Source organism: Flavobacterium sp. UGB4466, from assembly GCF_903469665.1.
GTDB lineage: Bacteria > Bacteroidota > Bacteroidia > Flavobacteriales > Flavobacteriaceae > Flavobacterium > Flavobacterium lipolyticum.
Genome location: NZ_CAGKLC010000007.1, coordinates 71,694 through 94,308 on the forward strand (window position 1 = coordinate 71,694; position 22,615 = coordinate 94,308).

Here is a 22,615-nt window from a genome sequence, read left to right on the forward strand (position 1 = left end):
ACAAAAAAACGCAAAAAGAAATATGTCTCTATGTGTTAAAGTAGATTTTAAACTTTAATCCGGATTGGCCATGATTTTGAACAATTCTGAATTCGAGATGTAAAATCGGTTGTCGAGAGCAATTGCGGCTAGTTTTGCGCTAACCAGATTGTTTTCACGTGTATTGATCAGAAATAATGAGCTTTCTCCGAAAGAGAACAATCGTTCTTCTGAGGTTAACATCGCGGCATTATTTTCTACTAAATTTTTTACCAGTTTCTTTTGTCTGATCAGCGAATTGATTTCTACTTTCTGTGCACTTATTTTGTTGGTCAGCTGTGTTCGTTCCAAAGCAAGAGCAAATTCATTTTCCTGAAGTTTGTATTTGGCCAGTTTCAGACTTCCACGTTCTTTTCGAAGAAACAAAGGAAAGTAAAATTCTAAGCCAACTTTGTAATCGTCAAATTTATAATTGTCAATATATCTAGGATCAGATAAATAAGAATACCCAACGTTTATTTTAGGCAGCAGCATGTTTTGCTTCAGGTCTTTTTCAACCTTGAGTAGGTCTATTTTATTTTGCAGAGCATTCAATTTCGGATGTGTTTCTAAGTTGGTATCGCCTTGCAGTAGATCGTTTGTTTTCAGCGTTTCCTGTAAAGTTGATTCAAGCGCTGTTTCCGGCACTAACTCGTCTGAAATTTCCAATGGGATGTTATTCTCCAGCCACATATAATTCGATAATTCGAGTTTGGCTTTGGTTAATTTTAATTTAGAATCTTCCAGGCTTAAGGCTCTGTTTCTGACAATAATTCCGGCTTCAATACTGTCTATTGCCGGTTTGTCGCCCTGTTCGATGAGCGATTTGATTCCTTTCAGACGAATTTCAGCATTGTTGTTGTACATTTCATAAAGCTTCATTTCCTCGAAGTTTTTCTTCCAGTTGAAATAAGCCAGTGATGCATCATACAAAATGCCAACTGCCTGAAGTTTTCTTTCAGCCTGACTTAGTTTGATTTGAATTTTAGCTTTTCGCACATCTGCCATTCTTTGGTTGATGAACAATCCTTGTCCAATTGGAACACTGATACCAAAAGAAGTTAATCCCTGATTGGGAGTAGTGTTTTCAGGATTCAGGTAAACTCCTTCGTTATTGTCGAATCCCGCTTTCAGTTCAATTCCGTACCAGGTTGGGATCTTAAAACTGCTGTTTAGAATCGAATAATATTCTTTGTCTTTAAATTTTTTCTGACTGAAATCAACTTCAATTTTTGGGTCAAAACCACCACGTGCCATCATCAGATTGGCCTGTGCTTTGCTGACTTCCAAATTGGCATTTTTAACCAATGGATGGTATTTTTTTACATACCCCAAAAACTCATTGTAGGTGAGTTCTTTTGAGAAGGGCTGCTGGCCAAAAACAGTACAGCCCAGAAAAAGAAAAGCGATAAGTATTGGTTTCATTATTTTTTTTCTTTAGTTACTTTTTGGGTACTTTTATAATAATTAGGAGGGAATCCGTTTAGGGTTCTCCAGATTTCGAACCAAATTGGCACGGTGTCTAATAGGGCAATAGTTTGAGCGCCCGATCCAATACTTAGTTGTTTTGGCCATTTCGTCTCATCCGGGTCCGGAGCAATTAAGATTCTGTATTTACCATTATCACTGATAAAGTTTTCTATTGCTACAACGGTACCTCCAAAAGTTCCGTAAGACATGTCCGGCCATCCTGAAAATACGATGGTAGGCCACCCGTCAAACCAAACGCGTACTTTTTCTCCTTTTCGGATCAAAGGGAGGTCAATTGGGCTGATATAGGTTTCTACTGCGATATCATAATGAGAAGGCATTATTGTTACAATTGGTGTTCCTTCTTTTATCGTTTCACCTAAACCTGCCTGCAAAGCGCGGTTGATGTAACCGTCTTGTACCGCTCTGATGTAGTACATACCATTACGCAAGCTGTAATTGGCATATTGATTCTCCAGTTTGCTCACTTGTGCTTCCGTATCAAATTTATTACTCAGCGTGGTAAACTGATCACTTCTTGCTTTGGCTACTTTTTCACCGTACTCAGCCGTAATTCTGTTAATCTCTACTCTGGCATTGATGTATTCATTTTTGCTGGTGAGGTATTTGTTTTCCTGCGTGATGATTTTAGCATCTACATCCTGCAGTTTCAGACGTTTTTCTTCGACATCCGTAAGTGGTTTCAAACCTTCTTTGTTTAATTGCACCGAACGATTGTACTGTGTATTGGCAATTCGCAATTGTGTTTTTACTGCTACAAGATCGATACTGTCACTTTTTATTTTTAAAAGCGATTGTTTGACTTTATTTCTGGCTTGTTCCAGTTTTAGTTTTCTCTCGTTTTCGATGGCTTGAATTTGACCGGAAAGCGTGGTTACTTTTTCGCCATAAGATTCTAGGGAATTTTTCTTTGCATCGACCTGATTTTTGGTGTTTTCAACCAAATTAGGATCCATATAATCTTCCTTGATCTCAGAAATAAACAGAATTGTGTCTCCTTTTTTAACAAAGTCACCTTCCTGCACGTACCATTTTTCAATACGTCCTGAAATCACACTCTGAATTGATTGTGGCCTTTGGTTGGGTTTTAAAGTGGTTACTGCTCCTGAACCCGAAATATTCTGAGTCCACGGCAGTAAAAGTGCAATAATTCCTAGTATGGAAGATGCAATTATAATTCGGTTTAAAATTTTATAATGTGGCCTGTTGCTTAGGTTTCTTACAGTCTCATAGCGATCAAGCGGCTGTAATTTTGTTTTATTGTCAGAGATATTTAACATGGCTTATTGTTTTTTTTGATCCAGTATAATTTGACCGTTTTGCATTGTAATTTTTCGCGTCGATTTGGTTTTCCAATATGGATTTTTGGAAGAAACGATAATCGTCCATTTGTTCTTATCCGAGGTAATAAAATCGATGATTTCATTCGCTACTTTTTCATCCATGGTGTCTGTTGGATCTTCGTAAAAGAGCACTTTTGGCTTGTGGATAATACTTCTGGCTAACAGGATTTTTTGAGCATTAGAAGACGATAACTGTTTTCCTTCCGGGTGAATATGAGTATTCAGGCCTTTAGGTAATAATTTAATCAGCGGACTAAGCTGAACTCCGTCAAGAGCCCATTTCAAATCTTCGGTACTGATCATCGGATCATTAAAAGTGATGTTCTCTAAAATAGTGCCTTCAAATGGTGTTTCGTTGTGAATGATGCTGCCAATTTGTGAGCGGTATTGTTTCAGATTTATTTTTCTAAAAGTATCATCGTTGATGTAAAAAGCTCCCGAACTTTGTCTTAATAAGCCTGATAACAATCGAATAAGCGTTGTTTTTCCTGATCCGTTTTCACCTTCAATAACAATTTTTTCACCCTGATCGATTTTTAACGTAATAGAATCTAAGGCATTGGTTGGAGAATCCGGAAATTTGAATTTTAAATTCTCTGTTTCTAAAGAGATGCTGTTGTAGCAGTGATCGTTTAGAGAATCAGACTCTGAGTTTTCCTCTAAAGCTAAGTCCGTTACCTGTCCGATTTTTTCAACAGAAGTTAAAACATCATAGAAACTTTCAAGCCCCAGAATGATTTTTTCTACCGATGTAATCACAAGTAAAATGATAATCTCAGCGGCAACAAACTGCCCGATGTTCATTTCCTGGCTTAGTACCAGATACCCTCCGATAGACAACAAACTGGCTGTAATAATGACTTTGAAAATAATCAATTGGGTAAACTGTTTTTTGATTACGCTAAAGTGTTTCTCTCTGTAATTCAGGTAACCCGCTACGATCGAATTGTTTTTTTGAAGCGCAAAGTCATAATTCAGTTCATTGCGGAAACTAAAGTTATTACGGGCCATTTCCTGTAACCACCCCGCCACTTTGTATTTGAATTTGGATTCTTTTAAACTTGTTTCTAAACCTGATTTGTACGAGAATTTAAAAATAAAATACAAAAGAAGGAACAGTAAAAGTCCGAACACAATAAAATAGGGATGATATAAGGACAACAGAATAATTCCGAAAGTAATCTGCAGTAAAGCGGCAGAAAAATCGGTTAATAATTTTGAAGTTCCTTTTTGAATCGTTAGGGTATCAAAAAATCGGTTCGTTAGTTCCGGTGGGTAAGTGCCATACAATTCTTCTGATTTTATTTTAGGCAGACGGGCTGCAAATTCAAAAGAAGCACGTACGAATATTTTTTGCTGTAAGTTCTCTGTGATACGCAGCTGCATAAACGAAAGCACTCCAACAAGAGCCACACCGCCCACTACAAGTATAATAAGTACGATCCAGGAAACACTAACTCTTCCGGATTGTATAAAAGTAATGATGGCCTGAATTCCCAGTGGAAGCGATAAACTGACTAACCCGGCAAAAATGGCATAGAAAAAAATCTGGTAAATGTCTTTTTTGTCCAGTTCAAGTAAATGGTAAAATCTTTTTAAAGGAGTCATACTGTTTTTGTTATAATTAGCGCAAAACGTTTTCTGCAAGGTTTAGGTAAAATTGAGTTGTCGTAACCGTCTCATTACAATCTGTAATTGTTTTCAAATGATCGGTTAGAAAATGCTGATGTAAACTTCCTTCGACAATGGTTGAAACCAGTGATTTGGCAAATGGATAATCGGGATTTACTTCTTTTACAATCTCAACAATTCGATTAATCATTCTTTTGTAAATTAAGAAAAAGCCCTCTTTGTTTTCCTGGTCAACTTCTTTGGTATGAAGTGTTTTGGTGAACTCAGCAATTATGATCTTATTTAAAATAGACTCATTAATATGATCGGTATAAATATCGTCAGATATTTTTTCGGTTACAATCGTGATGGCTTTTTTAAGCTTTTCTTTTTTATCGGTGATGTTAGTGGTATTAAAAACTAATTTATACTCGATCCAGCTCCAGTACCAGGATGACAGATACACCAGCAGTTTGTGTTTGTTCTCAAAATAACGATAAATCGAACTTTCGTTTGAACCTATTTTTTCACCTAACTTTTTAAAGGTAAAATTATCAAAACCAATATCGTCAATTAGAAGAATACTCTGCTCAATTATTTTTTTTCCCAACGCAGATGTTTCCGGATCTTTTACATAGATCTTTTCGTTGATCTGCATTTTTATATTTGATAGTATAATTTGCATGAAAAAACATTTTTTTTGCAAAGATAATAGTAAAGCTATTAATTAAGAAATTTTAACTATTATTTATGTTTGTTTTTTTAAGTATTCAGTCTCAGTATACAGTCAAGGTCTCAGTCACAGTCTCAGTCACAGTCTCAGTCACGGTCTCAGTCACGGTCTCAGTCACAGTCACAGTCACAGTATTCAGTTTCATTCTCGTTTTAAAATAGAAAACCCGACAGATTTTTAAAAACCTGCCGGGATTATTTATTTTGAGGATCCAATACTATCGCGACTCAGACTGAAAACTGCGACTGTATACCGCGACTGTATACTGCGACCGAATACTGCGACTAAAAACTACGTACTACAGCAACGAATGGCAAGTCATAACATTTGGCTGAGGCACACCCATTAATTCCAGAATAGTAGGAGCGATGTCACCCAGAACACCATCCTGAATATTTTTCAACTCTTTATCCACTAAAATAATCGGCACCGGATTGGTGGTATGTGCTGTATTTGGGCTTCCGTCAGGGTTAATCATCGTTTCGCAATTTCCGTGATCGGCAATAACAATCGTGGTGTAATCGTTGGCAAGAGCCGCTTCTACCACTTCTTTTACGCAGGCATCTACCGCTTCACAGGCTTTAATTGCAGCACTCATGATTCCGGTATGCCCCACCATGTCACCATTGGCAAAATTAAGACAGACAAAATCTACTTCGCCTTTGTTTAATTCAGGAACCAAAGCGTCTTTTAATTCATAGGCACTCATTTCCGGTTGTAAATCGTAAGTGGCAACTTTTGGGGAGTTTCTTAAAATACGCGATTCTCCTTCAAATGGAGTTTCTCTTCCTCCCGAAAAGAAAAAGGTCACGTGTGGATATTTCTCTGTTTCGGCAATACGAATTTGTTTTTTACCTGCTTTTTCCAAAACCTCACCCAGAGTTTCGGTAATATTATCTTTGTTGTAAACGACTTTTACATTTTGGTACGTTTCGTCATAGTTGGTAAGCGTTACATAATACAAGTTTAATTTGTGCATGTTCTGCTCGTGGAAGTCTTGCTGCGAAAGCGCTTCTGTAAGTTCACGGCCTCTGTCGGTTCTGAAGTTGAAAAAGATAACTACATCATCCTCGGTGATGGTTGCCAATGGTTTTTCCTGCTCGTCAACCATTACGATTGGAGCGATAAACTCATCGGTTACATCGTGTGCATAACTGTCAAGAACGCTTGAAACTGCATTTTTAGACGGAGTTCCGATACCGTTTACTACTAAATCATAAGCAAGTTTTACACGCTCCCATCGTTTGTCACGATCCATTGCATAATAACGTCCAACGATTGAAGCAATTTTTACAGGAGTATTTTTGATGTGCTCTTCTAAATCCTGAATGTATTTTGCTCCCGATTTAGGATCAACATCACGGCCGTCTGTAAACGCATGAACAAAAACATTTTCCAGTCCGTATTCCTGAGAAGCATCAATTAATCCGCGTAAATGCGAAGTATGAGAGTGAACACCTCCGTCAGAAACTAATCCTAAGAAGTGAACTTTTTTATTGTTTTCTTTAGCGTAAGTAAAAGCATCAATAAGTACCTGTTCTTTGGCAAGTGTTTGATGCGCTACGGCTAAGTTTATTTTGGTTAAATCCTGATATACAATTCTTCCGGCACCAAGATTCATGTGACCCACTTCACTGTTTCCCATCTGACCTTCGGGTAAACCAACGTTTAGTCCGTCAGTACGAAGCTGAGCGCTTGGGTAATTTTTGTAAAGGCTGTTTATAAAAGGAACATTTGCATTGTCTATTGCAGATACTTTAGGGTCAGGAGATTTTCCCCAACCGTCTAAAATCATAAGGATTACTTTCTTGTTCATTAGTTTTCGTTTTTTACAAAGATAATTCATTTCTAAAGTCGACAAAAAAGCGCGGTGACAATTATGTTTAATAAAATGAAGCGTAGTAAAAAATACTAATTTGGTTGCAGAACCCTAAAAATTTTAAAATTAATTCACGCTAGGCTCTTCTTCTGATCTTATTTTTGACCCCATTGTAGTCGATAAAATATTTCACACTTACTGAAAAGATATGTTTTAAGGCCTGATTGTTTAGTAAATCGGTGATGTTGTGTTTGAAGTCTTTGTTGATAATGCGTTCAAAATTAACGCCATTATTGCGATATAAAACCGAAAGCTGACTACCCGGAGCAAACCACCAGGAATACGATAAATCAGTGTTCCAGGAATAAAAGCTTGAGTTTTTATTCTTGGTGTATTGTGGATAAGGCGTTAAAGTTCCGTTTTGCTGAAGCTCGAGTATGTCTTTATTTTCGGCATAAGACCAATATTGTCTTACGGCCAGATTAAGTGTCATTGCACTGTTTATGGCATATTTTCCGTTTAAAGTGTTCGAATAAGTAATAACATTTCGATTCGCAAAAACGATCGTTTCGGGAGTATTGTCATTATCGTCGTTGTCAAAATCGTCAATATAACCTTTGTTGTTGTTTCTTCGAAGAAAGCTAAAAGCATAGGTTAGTAAAAGCTTATCGTTAAAACGGTATCTTGGTCCAACATCAACACCATAAGCCATTCTTCCTGCTTCGTCCGCAAAGATTATAAATGGATTTAAGTCCAAAGCAAATTTCTTGTTGTAATTAGTCGAAACGCTTCCCCAGACTTCTATTTTTCTTGGAATGATGACATAGCGGTTTTCGGCTCTTGGCTCGTAATAATCATGTGAATTTAGAGGAAAAAGATCAATCCCGGCACCGTAAAAATTGTTTTTCAGAGTCGAAAGATTGACTTCAGCACTCATTTTGTTATCCTGCACTTTACCGGATTCTTTATTGAATTCGGTATACATATCATAATCAATTCTGAAAGTATTAAAGAGCTTTGTAGGGTTTAGAATGCGATAGTTGGCATTTCCGTAAAGATTGTAATAATTGGTATAAAAATTAATCCCCATGTCGTTGGGGTCAAAATCTTTAGAAACAAAGTCTGAGGCAATGCTATAGCGATAGTTCCCGCTGGTTTCGGCAAAACGAATGGTGCTGAAAACACCATTTTTGTCTTCAGTATCGTTAATCAGACTGTATTTTACATTACCGGATAAGCTGTAGGTGTTGGCTTTGGTTCTTAAATCCCATGCCAGTGCCGTTACGTTGGCATCCCTGTAATGTCCATTTCGGGTAACGTTTGTATTGATAAGAGTCACGGAAGAATTTTTGCGAAAGCGCTGATCTAAAATCAATACATTGTAATTGGTTAGGGGTTCAGCAACCACACGTCTTGTTTCCCCTGAAAGAGTGTCTTTTATAGTAGCAAACGTTTTTTCGGTAACCGCATTTAAGATCCCGATTCCTAATCCTTTTTGGGTTCTTCCTGAAATTTTTAAAGCGTTGATGAGGTTCACATTCTGAACTTCTTCAATTATTTTTTCATTGTCATTTAAAGTAATGTCTATAGAAGGCTTACCTCCAATTCTTCTCGAATAAAACAAACCTCCCTTATTGAACAAATCAGTTCCTTCTGTAAAAAAAGCCCTGTTTTCGTTGAATTGCTGTTCAAACGGACCTAAATTCAAAATCTGATCGTCGTATTTTGTTTGTCCGAAATCAGGAATCAGAATCGCGTCAAGCGTAAAAGCATCATTAATACCGTACTTAATATCCATACCACCTTTTAGTGTTCCATATGTTTTTTGACCGTCTGAAGCATTTAAGTAATAAGAGGCGTAAGGCATAAAAAACAATCGGGTAGGAGGTTTTATATTGACGATTCCTTCCAGATTACCATTTTGTTGTGTGAATGTTCCAATTTTGGTGTCGATTAAATTCCAAGTATACTTTTTACGTTCCCGTCTGATCTCTCTGAAAAAATTAATGCCCCAGGTTTGTTTGTCTCCGCCTGAAAAGCGTAAGGCAGCATAGGGAATTTTGATTTCCACTGCCCATCCTTTGTCATTCAACACCGCTTTGCTAAGCCATACTGCATCCCACGAATAATCTTCGCCATTGGCATCTGTCATGATGCAGTCGCCCTGTACATCTGCTGCCGATACAAAAAACTGAAAATTTTGCTGGCCATCGTTAAAGCCATTGATAAAAACGCCAAACATATCAGAAGTTCCGAAATTGTCACGCTGTGAAATTTCTTTTAAAATTTTAGAAGGGTCATCGTGCAGCGTTGCAGCAATATAGATCGCATCATTATTGTATAAAACCCTTACCTCGGTTTTTTGATTGTCAGGAATAGGTTTGCCGTTATCGGGCTGATACATTACAAAATCGGTAGCAGGAGAAACATTTTTCCATGCAGGTTCATCCAGTTTTCCATCAATTAAAATGTTTTCGGTAGTCAGTTCAGCCTGCAGTATTTTCTTTTGAGCATGACACCAAAAAGTAAAGAAGAGAAAGCTGATAAAAACTAATTTTTTCATGATAGTGTAAAAAATAGAAGAATGGATATTGCGCTTTGATTAATAGACCACGGTTTTTTTAAAATGTTACAGTTTTGATCGAAATAAATGATTTTCCTGTGTTTTTTGCAAGAAAAGTACGAAAAATCAATTTTTTATTCATCCTTGAGTAAACCTCCTACAAAAATATTTGTTTTTTGAACCAAATACTAATTTGTTAAGCTGATTCTGTTAAAGTTTCACCAAAAAAGGGCTGATTTACAGCCTTAAATTTTGCCAGGTATATTTTTTTTATACTTTTGCCAAACCCAAACCTCTGTTTAACCTAAAGAAATTCAATGATTTACAAGATTTATCCATTACTGGTGTTTTTGCTGTTATCTTTTGGTAAAGATTCAAACAACACCTCCGAAGTTAAAAAAGCAGTTGTAAAAACTATTGCTAAAGTAGAAACGCTTACAGTTGATTCGAAAATTGAGAGTATTTACAATACCTTAAATCCCAATCATTTTTCATTACCTGAACTTAGAACTTTCTCTGAAGCCTTAAAAGGGTTTTACTTGTTGAAAGAAAGAGGCATAATCCAAAAAGACATCCTGACACTTATCGATTTTAGCCTGTCGTCAAACACCAAACGTTTGTGGGTAATTGACTTGGCTACCAATACCATTTTATTTAATTCTTTAGTAGCCCATGGTAGAAATACCGGAGAAGAATTTGCGTCTAATTTTTCAAATGCCAATTCTTCTTTCAAAAGCAGCCTTGGATTTTATGCTACAGGCGAAGTATATAAAGGTAAACATGGTGTTTCCTTACGCTTAGACGGACTAGAGAACGGAGTGAATGACAATGCACGCGAACGTGGAGTTGTCATGCATGGAGCCAATTATGTTTCAGAATCGTTTATCAGAAGCAACAAACGATTGGGAAGAAGTCAGGGATGTCCGGCAATTCCAATGGGATTGACTAATGAAATTATTGAGATCATAAAAGACAAATCGCTTTTGTACATCTACCATCCATCCAGAAGTTTCACGATGGAAGAGAGGCTAATTTCTTAATTTAGCATACAAATCCGAATCCAAATTATAAATGTCAGCTCTGAAAATGAGCTGATTTTTTTTGCTCCATGCCGTCCAGTACCATTGGTATAAGGCATATTTTTTTGTGATTCGAATACTGGTTGTTTTTTTGGAAGCGATGATGGTGTCAATTTTATCTTTGGACCAATTGGTTGAATCTCCCAAAATATGTTCAGCCAGTTCCAGCGGATTTTCTACACGCACACAACCGGAACTTAAAGAGCGGTTGTTTCTTCCGAAATTATTTCGATGGTTCGTATCGTGCAGGTAAACACTATGATTGTTTGGAAATAAAATTTTCATTAATCCCAAAGCGTTATTGTAACCCGGACTTTGTACATAACGGTAATTCCCAGGTTTATTTTCGTTCCAGGCATTAGGATCAACTACCTTTCCGGCAGTATCATAAATAGTAATATTTTTATTGGCCAGATAATTTCGATTGCGTTTCATTGCCGGAACCACATCTTCCTTTAAAATAGTTGGCGGTACCGTCCAGGTTGGGTTAAAAACCACCGTTCTTAATTTTGAGGTAATGATTGGAGTTTTTCTCTTACTTGTTCCTACGACAACATTACGGACCAGGGTTGTGTCCTGACTTTCGACAACATTTAATTTGTAATCAGGAATGTTGATAATAAAGTAGTCTTCAGCCAAATCTGTAGTATACCATCTCCAGCGTTCTAAGTTGGCGATAATTTGATGTTTTCTTTTCTCTTTAGAAAAATTAAGGGCACTTATCGTTCCAACTCCAATAACACCATCAGCGGCTAAGCCATGTCTTTCCTGAAATTTTTTAACCGATTCGAAAGTTTTGTGGTCATAAATAGAAGTAAGGCTGTCCTTTCCGGTCATGTCTTTCCAGAACAAGAGTCTTTTTTTGATGTTGATCAAAGCGGTGTTAGTATCATTTAAGGTGATTTTGGCAACCGATTCAATAGGCTGGATATCGTCATCCGGAAAAGTATTGATGATTTCCAGTGCTTTTAAAAGTTGTTTGTAAGGAGATGCCTTTGATTGAATGCCGTCTACAATACTATCCAGTTTGTTTTTGTTGAATGCTTTTATCAGGACATTGTTAACATCAAATGTTTTTTCTTCCAGATCCCAATCGGTGTATAGTTTTTTAGGATCGAGTTTTCCTTTATACAGATGGTTGAGGTATTTTTCAAAATTATAAGTCAGTAAAACATCGTAAGTTGCCAGATCGGAATCGCTTAACGAACTAATTTTGCTTTCGAATTTTTTTAGTCTCGAAGCTTTGTAATCCTCAGGATCCAAACCTAATTGTTCGGCATTGCTCAATTGAGATAAAACATAAGTTCTTTTTTTTAGGTTTCCCCAAACGGTCATGTTTTCTGATGAGTTGTAGAACAGTTTAAGTGTTTCACTTTTAAAAGTGCCAATCAGAGCGGTATCAATTGAAACCTTTCTTTCGTCAGTAAGTATAATAGCCGGGGCGGCTTTTTTTACCACGGGAATAACTTTTGGTGCTTCTTTCTTGCAGCTAATAAGTAAACATATTATAAATAAAAAGTAAAAATTCTTCATTCAATATTCTTTTAAATATAAAACAATACACGCTATAGTTTTTAATCCGAACTAAATTACCCCGGGGTGGAAGTCTGTTCTTTTCGTAAACGTACAATAGCGTTTTGATGTTAAATCAAATTGGCTTCATCAACGCTGCAGTAGGTTTTGCTGCGTTAGATTGCGGCCTTTTCAGATTCTTTACTCTTTTGAAGCTTTTCTGTAAAGATTTTCCGGATTTAAATTTGATTTTCTCGGCAAATATAGGTCTGATTTTTTCAAATAATGAAATAATTCTTATTAATTTTTCATTATTTAAATAAGACCGGTTAAGTCGGTCGTTTTCTAAACTTTTCCTTCAAAGATACAACTTTCAGCTGATTTTTCCTTTCGAAGCAGGGATTGATAATCGGAATAAATTTCTTTTGCTGTAGTTTCTTTTATGCGAACTCCATTTTATGAGAAATAATTGGTTTTATAACTTTTTAATTTTAAATAAGTTATCATTAAATGTGATTTTTTATTGATTTTTTTGCCGAAAAGCTTAGATTTTACTGAACTTATGCCTTATCTTTGCACCACAGAAATGCGAAAATAGCTCAGTTGGTAGAGCTCCAGCCTTCCAAGCTGGTTGTCGCGAGTTCGAGCCTCGTCTTTCGCTCTAAAAAAAAGCCTCAAACATTTGTTTGAGGCTTTTTTCGTTTTTGCCTGTATTCAAGTGTATTCATGTAAAAAAAAATCCAAATTCCAAATTTGATTGATAAACTGGAACTTGGAATTTTAAAAAATTGTATTTTATTTCAGATTGCTCAGATCGCTGCCTGTCTCCAGTTCTGTCGGAGTTTCGTTTTGAAGAAACAAACGAGCCTGCAGGTTTCCTTTCAAAGTAATTTTATCGCCTTTTACTTCCAGCCAGCTGCCTTCTCTTAAACCTAAAACCGGTATTGTGTTGAAAGCATGGAATTCTTTAATTCTGGTTTCCCTTGTTTCGCCCATATGTTTAGATTGTAAGTCAGGATCCAGGTAATGTGGGTTCAGGTTGAAAGGAATTAATCCTAAGGTTTGAAAACTTGGAGGGTAGATGATGGGCATATCGTTAGTAGTTTGCATAGAAAGACCACAAATGTTGCTTCCTGCACTTGTTCCTAAATAAGGAGTTCCGTTTTTTACAGTTTCAGAAAGAAGCTGCATAATATTGTGTTTGTAAAGCTGTGTAACCAGTAAAAAAGTATTTCCGCCTCCGGTAAATATTCCTTCCGCATTTTTTATGGCGTCTGCTGCATTCTCAAATTCGTGAATTCCTTTAACAGAAATATCGATCGAAGCAAAAGCTTCCGAAACCTTTGCGGTATAATCGTCATGCGAAATGCCTCCGGGTCTGGCAAACGGGATAAATAAAATGCTCTTGCAATTTTTAAAGTGAGATTGTAAAGTAGGGAGTAAATACTCTAAATAGCTGCCTTCGTGAAGAGTAGAAGTGCTGGCAATGATGATGCTTTTCATAATGGTTTAAACTCAGGTTGAATCGGCTAAAGGTATTAAAAAACTCTCTTTGGAATGCTTCCTTATGGGGTTTAATTAACATATTTTTACCAACTCCTTAGTATTAAATTTGGAGAACATTAAGATATTTTTACAGCTTTAAGAAAATCTTTAAAATTTTGTCGTCATGTACAGGTTCGTGTGTTTTCTGATTCTTGCTTTAGGGCAGACCGCTTGGTCTCAGGCTCAGAGCCAGACCGTTTTAAACGGGCGGATAAGTGCGAATGTTAATGATCTCGAAGGGGTTTATGTCATCAATGCGAGAACAGAGGGAATGACAACAACCAGTTCCTCGGGTACATTTTCTATAGACGCTAAACCAGGTGATGAGCTTGTTTTTTCTTCGATACAATTCAAAGAAAGCAGAGTGGTGTTAACGGCAGAAAATTTCTCAGATATCAACTTTACTGTAAAACTTAATGTAGTAATGCATCAATTGCAGGAAGTTGTTGTTAAAAATTACAATAATGTAAATGCTGTTTCTTTGGGAATTATTCCAAGCGGACAAAAAACATATACAGCAGCTGAACGAAAATTGCGTACTGCTACAGGTTTAAATGCGACGGCTAACGGAGGAGGTATGGTAGGGGGGTCTGTTTCTGCCGATCCGTTGCTGAATTATTTTTCAGGACGCACGGCTATGCTTAAAAAAGAGGCGGTGGTAGAGAAAAAGGAGGCTTTTATGAAGCTGTTAGAAAAAATGTTTACGCTGGAGCATTTTGTAGAGCATTTGAAAATTCCTTTGGAATATGTGAAAGGGTTTGAATATTACGCCGTAGATAATGATAGATTTACAGTGATTTTAAATTCTAAAAATAAGACTTCGACAGAATTTTTGCTGGCGGAATTAGCGGTTAAGTATAAAGAAATAATTGCAAGTGAAAATAAATAGATTTATAAGTAGTAGTCTGCTATTGTTGTTAGTTCAGTTGGGATTTGCACAGAATAAGGTTTCAAAAGAAATTTCGGGGCAGATTTTTGAGCAGTCTACTTCAGTTGAGTCCGTGAATATCATTAATAATACGACTCAGGTAACGGCTGTTTCAGATGCAAACGGAGGGTTTTCGATTGTAGCAAAAGAAGGCGATGTTTTGGTGTTTTCGGCAGTAAATCTCGAAGGATATAAGAAACGAATCACAGCTGAAGATATGAATGCTGGTCGGATTCAGATTAAAATGACAGCCAAAGAAGTGGAGCTGAAAGAAGTAGTGGTGAATGAAAATGCCAATATAACAGCTGAGAATTTAGGGATAATTCCGTACGGGCAGAAAAAATATACCCCTGCAGAACGAAAAGTGTATACTGCGACTTCAACCTCGGTAGACAAGTTGCTTAACAAAATTTCCGGAAGAACAGCCATGCTTAAAAAAGAGGTTAATGTAGAGAAGAAAGAGGCGCTCTTTAGAAAAATGGAATATCTTTTTGAAGAAAATTATTACACAGAAAGGTTACGGATACCTGTAGCAGATATTAAAGGATTTCAGTTATATTGTGTGGATGATGCTGATTTTGCCGTATCTTTGAATACTAAAAACAAAACAATGAGTATGTTTTTGTTAACCGATCTAGCCAGAAAATATCTAATAATTCTCGAAAATGAAAAATAGCCTAACTTTATTGCTTATATGCCTGATTTGTCAAATTACACTAGGACAAAATTCAAGAAAACCCCTCCACGGACAAGTTACCAATAAATCACTCGCCGTTGAAAGCGGTTTTGTGATGAATGTGAATGCCAATGTGAGAACCTTTATTGGTTCAGGCGGATTGTTTGATATCATGGCAAAACCTAAGGATACCTTGTTGTTTACAGGATTGGCGTTTCAGTCCAAAAAAATTGTGCTGACAGAAAAAGATTGTGCCGGGGTTTTGTTTTCAGTGCCATTAGATTTAATAAGTAATGAGCTGAAAGAAGTTTTGGTGCATAAGGATCTAAAAGTAAAATCACTTGGGGGAGGTTCACAGAAATATGTCGACATGCAGTTTGAAGATGATAAGCAGTCTACAGCCAAAAATATTACAATGTATTCTGATCAGACGATTAAATACGGAATGAACTTTGTCAGGATTTTTAAAGATGTTAAAAAGCTGCTTTCTAAAGATGATGATGATAAGGAAGAAGTCGTTACGGATCTTGCTTTTATTGAATATTCCAGAGCCAATTTCAAGCCAAATTTCTTTACCGGTACTTTGGGATTAAAAGAAGATGATATAGAATTGTTTCTATTGTATTGTTCAAATGATCCGGAATCCAGAAAACATTTGGGGCCAGACCAGAAATTTGAATTGATTGATTTCCTGGTTAATAAAAATAAGGAATTTAAAAAGGTGAAAGTTTCTCAGTAATGAAAAATAAGGTAATCTATCCTTTAGTAGGAATATTGTTTTTATCGCTTTCTGCTTTCGCATTCCACAAGTTTTATGTGGGTGTTTTTCAGGTCAATTATGCCGCTGAGAAAAAGATGATTCAGATTACTTCCCGAATTTTTATTGATGACCTTAATAATGGTATGGAGAAAAAATACCATAAGAAAACATTCGTAGGAACCGATAAAGAAACCGAAGCAGATGTAGAGCTGTTAAAAAAATACCTTGCAGAAAACTTTATCATTAAAATAAACGGTCAGTCAAAACCCATCACCTTTTTGTCTAAAGAGATAGAAGCCGGTGATGTTTTGGTGTGTTATTCGCGAATAAAAGACATCGATAAATTTAAAACTATTGAAATCTCTAATACGATTTTAGTAGATTGGAATGCTGAGCAACAGAATATTACACACGTTACGGCATTTGGCAGTAAGAAAAGTATTCTCTTTACCGAATCTTCAAGGAAAGAATTGTTAAAGTACTAAAGAATGGATAAAATTATTGATTTAATTGTTATTTTCACACCCTGACAAAATTACCATTACTATTTTATGAAAAAACTTTCATTATTGTTGATTTTTCCTGCGATGCTTGTCGCTCAGGAAAAAACAGTTGCTCCAAAGCAACAAGGAAAGTACGATACAAACAAATTCAGCCAGATGTATGATCTGTTGGCTACTCCAAATATGTTTCGTACAGCTTCGGGAGCGCCGGGACCTGCTTACTACCAACAACAGGCCGATTATAAAATTGATATTGAATTAGACGATAAAAAATCAAGAATAGACGGTTCTGAAATCATAACCTATTCTAATAATTCTCCTGATGTTCTGGAGTATTTATGGATACAGTTAGATCAGAACCAGGCCAGAGCCAAAACGCAAACCTCTTTAGCGGAAAGCGAAAAAATAAGCCCTGTTTTGCCTTTGGATGGCTTCTCAAGTAAATATTTGAAAAAGGATTTAGAGCGCGGTTTTAATATTGAACAGGTAAAAGACATAAAAGGAAACCCAATGTCGTATACCATCAATGAAACTATGATGCGTATTAATTTGGCAACACCATTAAAACCGGGTGAAAAAATCTCACTGGCCATAAAATGGTGGTACAACGTTAACAACTACAGAAAAGAAGGTGGTGGACGTTCCGGTTATGAATCATTTGATAAAGACGGAAATAAACTATATGTAATTGCTCAGTTTTACCCAAGAATGGCCGTATACAATGATGTTGAAGGCTGGCAGAACATGCAGTTTTGGGGAAGTGGAGAGTTTGCATTGCCTTTCGGTAATTTTGATGTAAACATTACAGTTCCTGCAGATCACATCATTGATGCTACCGGAGAATTGACCAACAGAGCCGAAGTTTTTACGCCAGAACAGGTAAAACGTTACGAACAGGCTCAGAAATCATTTGACAAACCAGTTGTAATTGTAACGCAAGCTGAGGCAGAAGCAGCGGAAAAAGGGTTCTCGGAAAAGAAAAAAACCTGGAGATTCAGTGCTAAAAATGTACGTGACTTCGGAATTGCTTCTTCAAGAAAATTCATTTACGATGCAATGGCTGTGAAAATTGGAAACAGAGTAGTGATGGCCGAATCTGTTTATCCGAAAGAATCAAATCCGTTATGGGGAGAAACCTCCACAATGGTGGTAGCACATACTTTAAAAAGCTATTCAGCACATACTTTTGATTATCCTTATCCAAAAGCAGTATCAGTTTCAGCAGAAGATCAGGGGATGGAATACCCAATGATTTGCTGGAATTATGGACGTCCGGATGAAAATGGGGTGACCAGCAAAGAAGTTAAAAACGGAATGATCGGTGTGGTGATTCACGAAGTGGGGCATACTTTTTTTCCAATGATTGTAAACTCAGATGAACGTCAATGGAGCTGGATGGATGAAGGTTTGAACTCCTTTTTACAATACATGGCAGAGCAGGAACTGGATTCGAACTTTCCCTCAAGACGCGGACCTGCGAAAAATATTGTTCCGTATATGAGTGGAGATCAGAAGTTTTTAGAGCCTATTATGTCGAACTCTGAAACCATTCACCAATTTGGAAATAATGCATACGGAAAACCGGCTACAGGTCTTAATATTCTGAGAGAAGTCGTAATGGGAAGAGAATTGTTTGACTATGCTTTTAAAACCTATGCCAACAGATGGAAATTCAAACATCCAACTCCTGAAGATTTCTTTAGAACAATGGAAGATGCTTCGGCAGTTGATTTAGACTGGTTTTTCAGAGGATGGTTTTACTCTACTGATTTTGTAGATATCGGAATCAAAGAGGTAAAACAATACTATGTTTCTGAAACTCCGACTGCCGATATCAAAGATATTAAAGTGAAAAAAGGACGTTTTGGATTTGAAAAAGGACCTTTCGTATATTTAGTTGCTGGCGATAATGCCGAGGTAAACGCTTCGACTAAGAAACCACTAAAAGTAGAAGAGGTAAAACTATTGTCAGATTACGTTAATCAAACCTTTACAGCGGAAGAAAAAGCAAGTCTGAAATCACCTAAATATTTCTATGAAGTAGAGTTTAGTAAACCGGGAGGAATGATCATGCCAATTTTGGTTGAGATTACTTACGAAGACGGAACAAAGGAAAATTACAAGTATCCGGCCCAGATCTGGAGAAAGAATAATGACACCGCTAAGAAAGTGTATGCAACCGAAAAAGCAATCAAAAGCATTCAGATAGATCCGAAATTAATGACTGCCGATATTGATGTTACCAACAATAGCTGGCCGAAAGTAGAAGAAAAATCAAAATTTGATTAAAAATAAACCTGAAAATAGGGCTGTCTCATTTTTGAGACAGCCCTATTTTTTTATAAATTGAAATCTTTCGTAAAAGAACTGTTTTTTTGTGAAATTGCTCCAGCGGAGCAAAATATTTATAGCAAATACAATTTACCAGTTTTAAAAAGCTCCAGCGGAGCGTAATTCTTTTGAGGCAGTTCCCTTTTTTTTAAGTAAATTTTAAAACCGTCCGTTGTAAAATTTAATATCTTTGTGAACACAAAAATAAAAGATATGTTTGGTATAGGAGGAGGAGAATTAGTTTTTATACTGTTTATAGTGCTAATGCTTTTTGGTTCAGATAAAGTGCCTGAAATTGCCCGTACAATGGGGAAGGCCATGGCGCAGTTGAAAAATGCTACTAACGATATTAAAAGTGAAATTCAAAAAGGAGCTGAGGCCAATGGTCTTGACTCAAAATCACTTACAGATATAACGGGTAACATCAATGCGCAAATTAATGACGCCAAAAGCAATCTGATGGGGGACTCCGCTAATTTATTGGGAGACACTACTACAGAAATAGACAAAGTAAAAGAAGATATCGATTCAATCTCAGGACCTGTAAAACGCCAAAGATAATATGCTTGAAAAAATACAAAAATTAGACACCGAGTTATTGGTGTACCTTAACGGTTTAGGTTCTGAAACATACGATAAACTTTGGCTGATTATTACCAGTCAGTTAAATTGGACACCTCTTTTTCTGTTGTTTTTTTATTTGATGTATAAAAAAATAGGTGGAAAACAAACTTTGTATGTGATACTTTTTATAGCCGTGCTAATCACTTTTACAGATCAGGTTACCAATTTGGTTAAATACACGGTTCAACGACTACGTCCATGTAACAATCCCGATATCAACACTATAATTCGTGTGGTGCAAACCCGAAAATCATTTAGTTTTTTCTCCGGACATGCAGCCAACACTATGGCGGTAGCGACCTTTTTATATTTCGTTTTGCGACGCCGCATTAAGTTTTTAGGATTTATATTCCTATGGCCTTTAATCTTCGCTTATAGCCGAATTTACTTAGGATTACACTATCCGGGAGATATCTTAACCGGCTATTTCGCTGGAGCGCTTTTCGGATCATTACTTTATCTGGTATACCGTAAGCTAAAGCCGCTCTATTTTCCGGGATAGTTTTTTTAAAGGGTCTAAGGTTTTAAAATAGTAAGGTTCTAAGTTTTTTTCTTAGAGAAAACTTAGAACCTTATTGGTTTGGTTTTTAATTATTTTGTTCAATTGTCTCCAGTTTTAGCTAGAGAAATATATTTTAAGAAATACAAAGAGACTTTAGCCAAATTATCTTGGCTAAAGCTTTTTTTTTCAATACTATCCTTCAGTTCAATTCAATCAACCCCAAAAAAACTTAGCACCTTAGTATCTCAGAACCTTAGAGTCTTCCTCAAAGCACCCCAAAAAACTTTGGCAGTAACGTCATTCGGATGAACCAGTTCCAGTGTTTTTCCGCTCCACAAAACATAATCCGACAAAATAATACCGCCTTTGTTCATTTTTGGAACAATCATCTCCCCGTAATTCAGGTAATTTTCTTTACCGGTATCAATGAAAGTTAACTAACTCTTCTTCGGTGTCAATAGTATGAATTTATCCGTTTTCCTGTATTTCTTCATACAAACACAGGACAACCAGTTTGGAGAATTACCTGGTTAATATGTTGTAAGAAAGTATAATAGGTGTAGTAATTAAGCGAAATCATCTATTATCCGATCAAAATGATAATGATTTAAAATAGTAGAATTGTTGTTTAACAAGTTGATTTAGTATTGAATGCTTTTTTTGTGATACTGTTTTAGGTGTGGTTATAATTTACAAGATAAAAACCAATTAATAGTAAGTTAATTTTTGTTAATTTTAATAAAAATATGAGTTAAGGATTGTGTAAAGAATAAAACGATAGACAATTTATAGAAAGATGTTTAATTAAAATTAAGACGGCTATGAAAAATTTAAATTCGGTATTAAAAAATTACCAAAAACAGTTAACAGGTAAGCGTGTTCTTCTTATGGCGGTATTATTGTCAGTTAATTTTGGCTATAGCCAGTTTACATCGGAATATACCTATCAAGATTTGCTTAGAGATGGAAAGTTTGAAACTATAAAAGGGAATAATTGGGCTTATGCTACTGATGATGACATTTGTTGTGACCTTCTTCCGCAGTATTACAGCTGGCATTTTGGCGGAGGTAGATATGGTATTAATGGTTTGGGGATGTGTCTCCGCAGTAGCGGTGGTGGCTTAATGGAACTATGGGTTCCGGGTGTTATAAAGGCACAAAATAAAGATACTAAAAATGCTACTTGGGATAATATATCTATATGGGCAGATGGTTATGCTTCGTACATACAAAGTAATGGGGATGACAATGGGATGTTTATCTCTTCTAATACAGGCAATAAGATATCTTTGGGAGACTCAAACGATGATGTCACGATTAATTCAAAAAAACTGATACTGAAGAACAATGCAGGAGGGGATAATTTGGCACAGGTCGCCATAAATACTGATACTCCAACAGACGGAGTTGCTTTGACAGTTGGAGGAAAGACATGGATGAGGGGAGAGTTGAGGGTTGCCAGTAGTAACCCGATTGGACAACATGATAATTTTAAAGTGCTGGTGGGTAATGAAAAAACAGATTTGATTAGCTATGGTGACGAGAATGGAATGTTTATCAGTTCAGATTTAGGCAATAAAGTGACTTTAGGTGATTCGAATGATGAGGTAGCAATCAATGCAAAGAAACTTATTCTGGATTATGGAGAGGCCAATGATTTGGCGCAGGTCGCCATAAATGCGGGTAATCCGGTAAACAAAGTGGCTTTAACGGTGGGAGGTAAAGTCTACATTGGCGAATCTAAAAACATAGAAACACACCCTGAAATAGGAGAAGACCTTGAAAAGGATTGCTCCTTGTTTGTTGAAAAACAAATTTTAGCATCAGATCTGAATATTATTCCTAAACCACATTGGAAGGACGCTGTTTTTGAAAATGATTATAAAAAAATGGATTTAAGTGCTTTGGAGGGCTATGTTAAAGAGAACAAACATCTTCCGGGTATAGTTTCAGAAAAAGAAGTAAAAGAAAAAGGATATAAAATACATGTTTTTAATGAAGGTCTTTTACAAAATGTTGAGGAGCTGCTTCTTCATATCATTGATCAAAATAAAAAGATAGAAGAATTGAATAAGAGGATAAAGGCATTAGAAAAATGAATCGATTTATTAAAGAAAATAGATAATGCTTTTGAATAAGCTTTCAGTTTGACTTATGCTAGGTAGGCTATAGGGGAGGGATTGACTTTAAGGGTTTTAATCAACTATAAATTATGACAAGAAAGATTTTTATATTGATTTATTGCTTTTACACTAGTATATATGCACAAGAAAGTGAAGGCAGTGGTGTTGTCACTTATCCGGGAAACGATATAAAAGTAGTCGGGGAGAAAATTTTTTGGTCCGCAAATCCCAAAACAGACAATAGCAGTGAGTCTGATTTACTGACCATATACTACAAAGTACTTTACAACCGTCGCAACAACTACTCGAGCGGTATTAAGGGAACCATAGATAAACCCGGAGGTTACATCAAAATCGAGGTGCATGCTTACGACAGCAAGAGAGCAGGAGGGTTGCAGCTATTGACAAATGATGAGAAGACATTTGTAACCAGACCGATCTATAATGTGGAAAT

At 36.4% G+C, this 22,615-nt stretch carries 18 protein-coding genes, 1 tRNA gene and 1 pseudogene; 11 read left to right on the plus strand and 9 right to left on the minus strand.

Annotated features, from left to right (window positions below; genetic code table 11):
• Positions 1 to 54 precede the first annotated feature (54 nt).
• From JO950_RS03675 to JO950_RS03700, 6 genes are all read right to left on the minus strand, one after another.
• Complete coding sequence (locus JO950_RS03675; RefSeq protein ID WP_237732269.1) at positions 55 to 1,443, minus strand: TolC family protein; 1,389 nt, start codon at positions 1,441 to 1,443, stop codon at positions 55 to 57.
• Complete coding sequence (locus JO950_RS03680) at positions 1,443 to 2,789, minus strand: HlyD family secretion protein (protein ID WP_202701281.1); 1,347 nt, start codon at positions 2,787 to 2,789, stop codon at positions 1,443 to 1,445. Before JO950_RS03680 ends, JO950_RS03675 begins: the two co-directional genes overlap by 1 nt.
• Before the next feature lie 3 nt (positions 2,790 to 2,792).
• Positions 2,793 to 4,460 (minus strand): peptidase domain-containing ABC transporter, encoded by a 1,668-nt coding sequence (locus JO950_RS03685; protein ID WP_017497805.1) that lies wholly within the window; start codon positions 4,458 to 4,460, stop codon positions 2,793 to 2,795.
• Positions 4,461 to 4,476: 16 nt separating this feature from the next.
• Complete coding sequence (locus JO950_RS03690) at positions 4,477 to 5,148, minus strand: TetR/AcrR family transcriptional regulator (RefSeq protein ID WP_202701283.1); 672 nt, start codon at positions 5,146 to 5,148, stop codon at positions 4,477 to 4,479.
• Positions 5,149 to 5,494: 346 nt separating this feature from the next.
• Positions 5,495 to 7,012, minus strand: a complete 1,518-nt coding sequence (gene gpmI, locus JO950_RS03695; protein WP_202701285.1) for a 2,3-bisphosphoglycerate-independent phosphoglycerate mutase — start codon at positions 7,010 to 7,012, stop codon at positions 5,495 to 5,497.
• A 139-nt stretch (positions 7,013 to 7,151) separates the two neighbouring features.
• Positions 7,152 to 9,578 (minus strand): DUF5916 domain-containing protein, encoded by a 2,427-nt coding sequence (locus JO950_RS03700; protein ID WP_202701287.1) that lies wholly within the window; start codon positions 9,576 to 9,578, stop codon positions 7,152 to 7,154.
• A 317-nt stretch (positions 9,579 to 9,895) separates the two neighbouring features.
• Between JO950_RS03700 and JO950_RS03705 the strand changes: the two genes are divergently transcribed.
• Entirely contained in the window at positions 9,896 to 10,618 is a 723-nt protein-coding gene (locus JO950_RS03705; protein WP_202701289.1) for a murein L,D-transpeptidase catalytic domain family protein, read from the plus strand.
• Here the strand turns inward: JO950_RS03705 and JO950_RS03710 are convergent.
• Positions 10,607 to 12,190 carry a murein L,D-transpeptidase gene (locus JO950_RS03710; RefSeq protein WP_202701291.1) on the minus strand — a complete coding sequence of 528 codons (1,584 nt, stop codon included), beginning with the start codon at positions 12,188 to 12,190 and terminating at the stop codon, positions 10,607 to 10,609. The genes JO950_RS03705 and JO950_RS03710 overlap by 12 nt on opposite strands.
• Positions 12,191 to 12,757: 567 nt before the next feature.
• Between JO950_RS03710 and JO950_RS03715 the strand changes: the two genes are divergently transcribed.
• Positions 12,758 to 12,830: transfer RNA gene (locus tag JO950_RS03715), tRNA-Gly, on the plus strand.
• Between the two features lie 134 nt (positions 12,831 to 12,964).
• On the opposite strand, the gene pepE is transcribed toward JO950_RS03715, so the two are convergent.
• Positions 12,965 to 13,672: a dipeptidase PepE gene (gene pepE / locus JO950_RS03720; protein WP_202701293.1), complete on the minus strand. Its 708-nt coding sequence runs from the start codon at positions 13,670 to 13,672 to the stop codon at positions 12,965 to 12,967.
• A gap of 166 nt (positions 13,673 to 13,838) precedes the next feature.
• Between pepE and JO950_RS03725 the strand changes: the two genes are divergently transcribed.
• The 7 genes from JO950_RS03725 (at position 13,839) to JO950_RS03755 (ending at position 20,038) form a co-directional block, all read left to right on the plus strand.
• Entirely contained in the window at positions 13,839 to 14,603 is a 765-nt protein-coding gene (locus JO950_RS03725) for a hypothetical protein (RefSeq protein WP_202701295.1), read from the plus strand.
• Positions 14,590 to 15,318, plus strand: a complete 729-nt coding sequence (locus tag JO950_RS03730; RefSeq protein WP_229999964.1) for a carboxypeptidase-like regulatory domain-containing protein — start codon at positions 14,590 to 14,592, stop codon at positions 15,316 to 15,318. Before JO950_RS03725 ends, JO950_RS03730 begins: the two co-directional genes overlap by 14 nt.
• Positions 15,308 to 16,057 (plus strand): hypothetical protein, encoded by a 750-nt coding sequence (locus JO950_RS03735; protein ID WP_202701297.1) that lies wholly within the window; start codon positions 15,308 to 15,310, stop codon positions 16,055 to 16,057. The genes JO950_RS03730 and JO950_RS03735 overlap by 11 nt, the downstream gene beginning before the upstream one ends.
• Positions 16,057 to 16,563, plus strand: coding sequence for a DUF6702 family protein (locus JO950_RS03740; RefSeq protein WP_202701299.1), 507 nt, complete (start codon positions 16,057 to 16,059; stop codon positions 16,561 to 16,563). The genes JO950_RS03735 and JO950_RS03740 overlap by 1 nt, the downstream gene beginning before the upstream one ends.
• Before the next feature lie 66 nt (positions 16,564 to 16,629).
• Positions 16,630 to 18,870 (plus strand): M1 family metallopeptidase, encoded by a 2,241-nt coding sequence (locus JO950_RS03745; RefSeq protein WP_202701301.1) that lies wholly within the window; start codon positions 16,630 to 16,632, stop codon positions 18,868 to 18,870.
• A 255-nt stretch (positions 18,871 to 19,125) separates the two neighbouring features.
• Positions 19,126 to 19,473 carry a twin-arginine translocase TatA/TatE family subunit gene (locus JO950_RS03750; protein WP_202701304.1) on the plus strand — a complete coding sequence of 116 codons (348 nt, stop codon included), beginning with the start codon at positions 19,126 to 19,128 and terminating at the stop codon, positions 19,471 to 19,473.
• 1 nt (position 19,474) lies between these two features.
• On the plus strand, positions 19,475 to 20,038 hold the full coding sequence (locus tag JO950_RS03755; protein WP_202701305.1) for a phosphatase PAP2 family protein: 564 nt from the start codon (positions 19,475 to 19,477) through the stop codon (positions 20,036 to 20,038).
• Positions 20,039 to 20,319: 281 nt separating this feature from the next.
• On the opposite strand, the pseudogene JO950_RS22445 reads toward JO950_RS03755, so the two are convergent.
• Positions 20,320 to 20,475, minus strand: a pseudogene (locus JO950_RS22445) (methyltransferase); the annotation flags it as partial.
• A gap of 384 nt (positions 20,476 to 20,859) precedes the next feature.
• Here JO950_RS22445 and JO950_RS03765 point away from each other — a divergent pair.
• Positions 20,860 to 22,137: a hypothetical protein gene (locus tag JO950_RS03765; protein WP_202701307.1), complete on the plus strand. Its 1,278-nt coding sequence runs from the start codon at positions 20,860 to 20,862 to the stop codon at positions 22,135 to 22,137.
• 113 nt (positions 22,138 to 22,250) lie between these two features.
• A partial coding sequence (locus tag JO950_RS03770) for a hypothetical protein (RefSeq protein ID WP_202701309.1) occupies positions 22,251 to 22,615 on the plus strand: 365 nt, incomplete at its 3' end.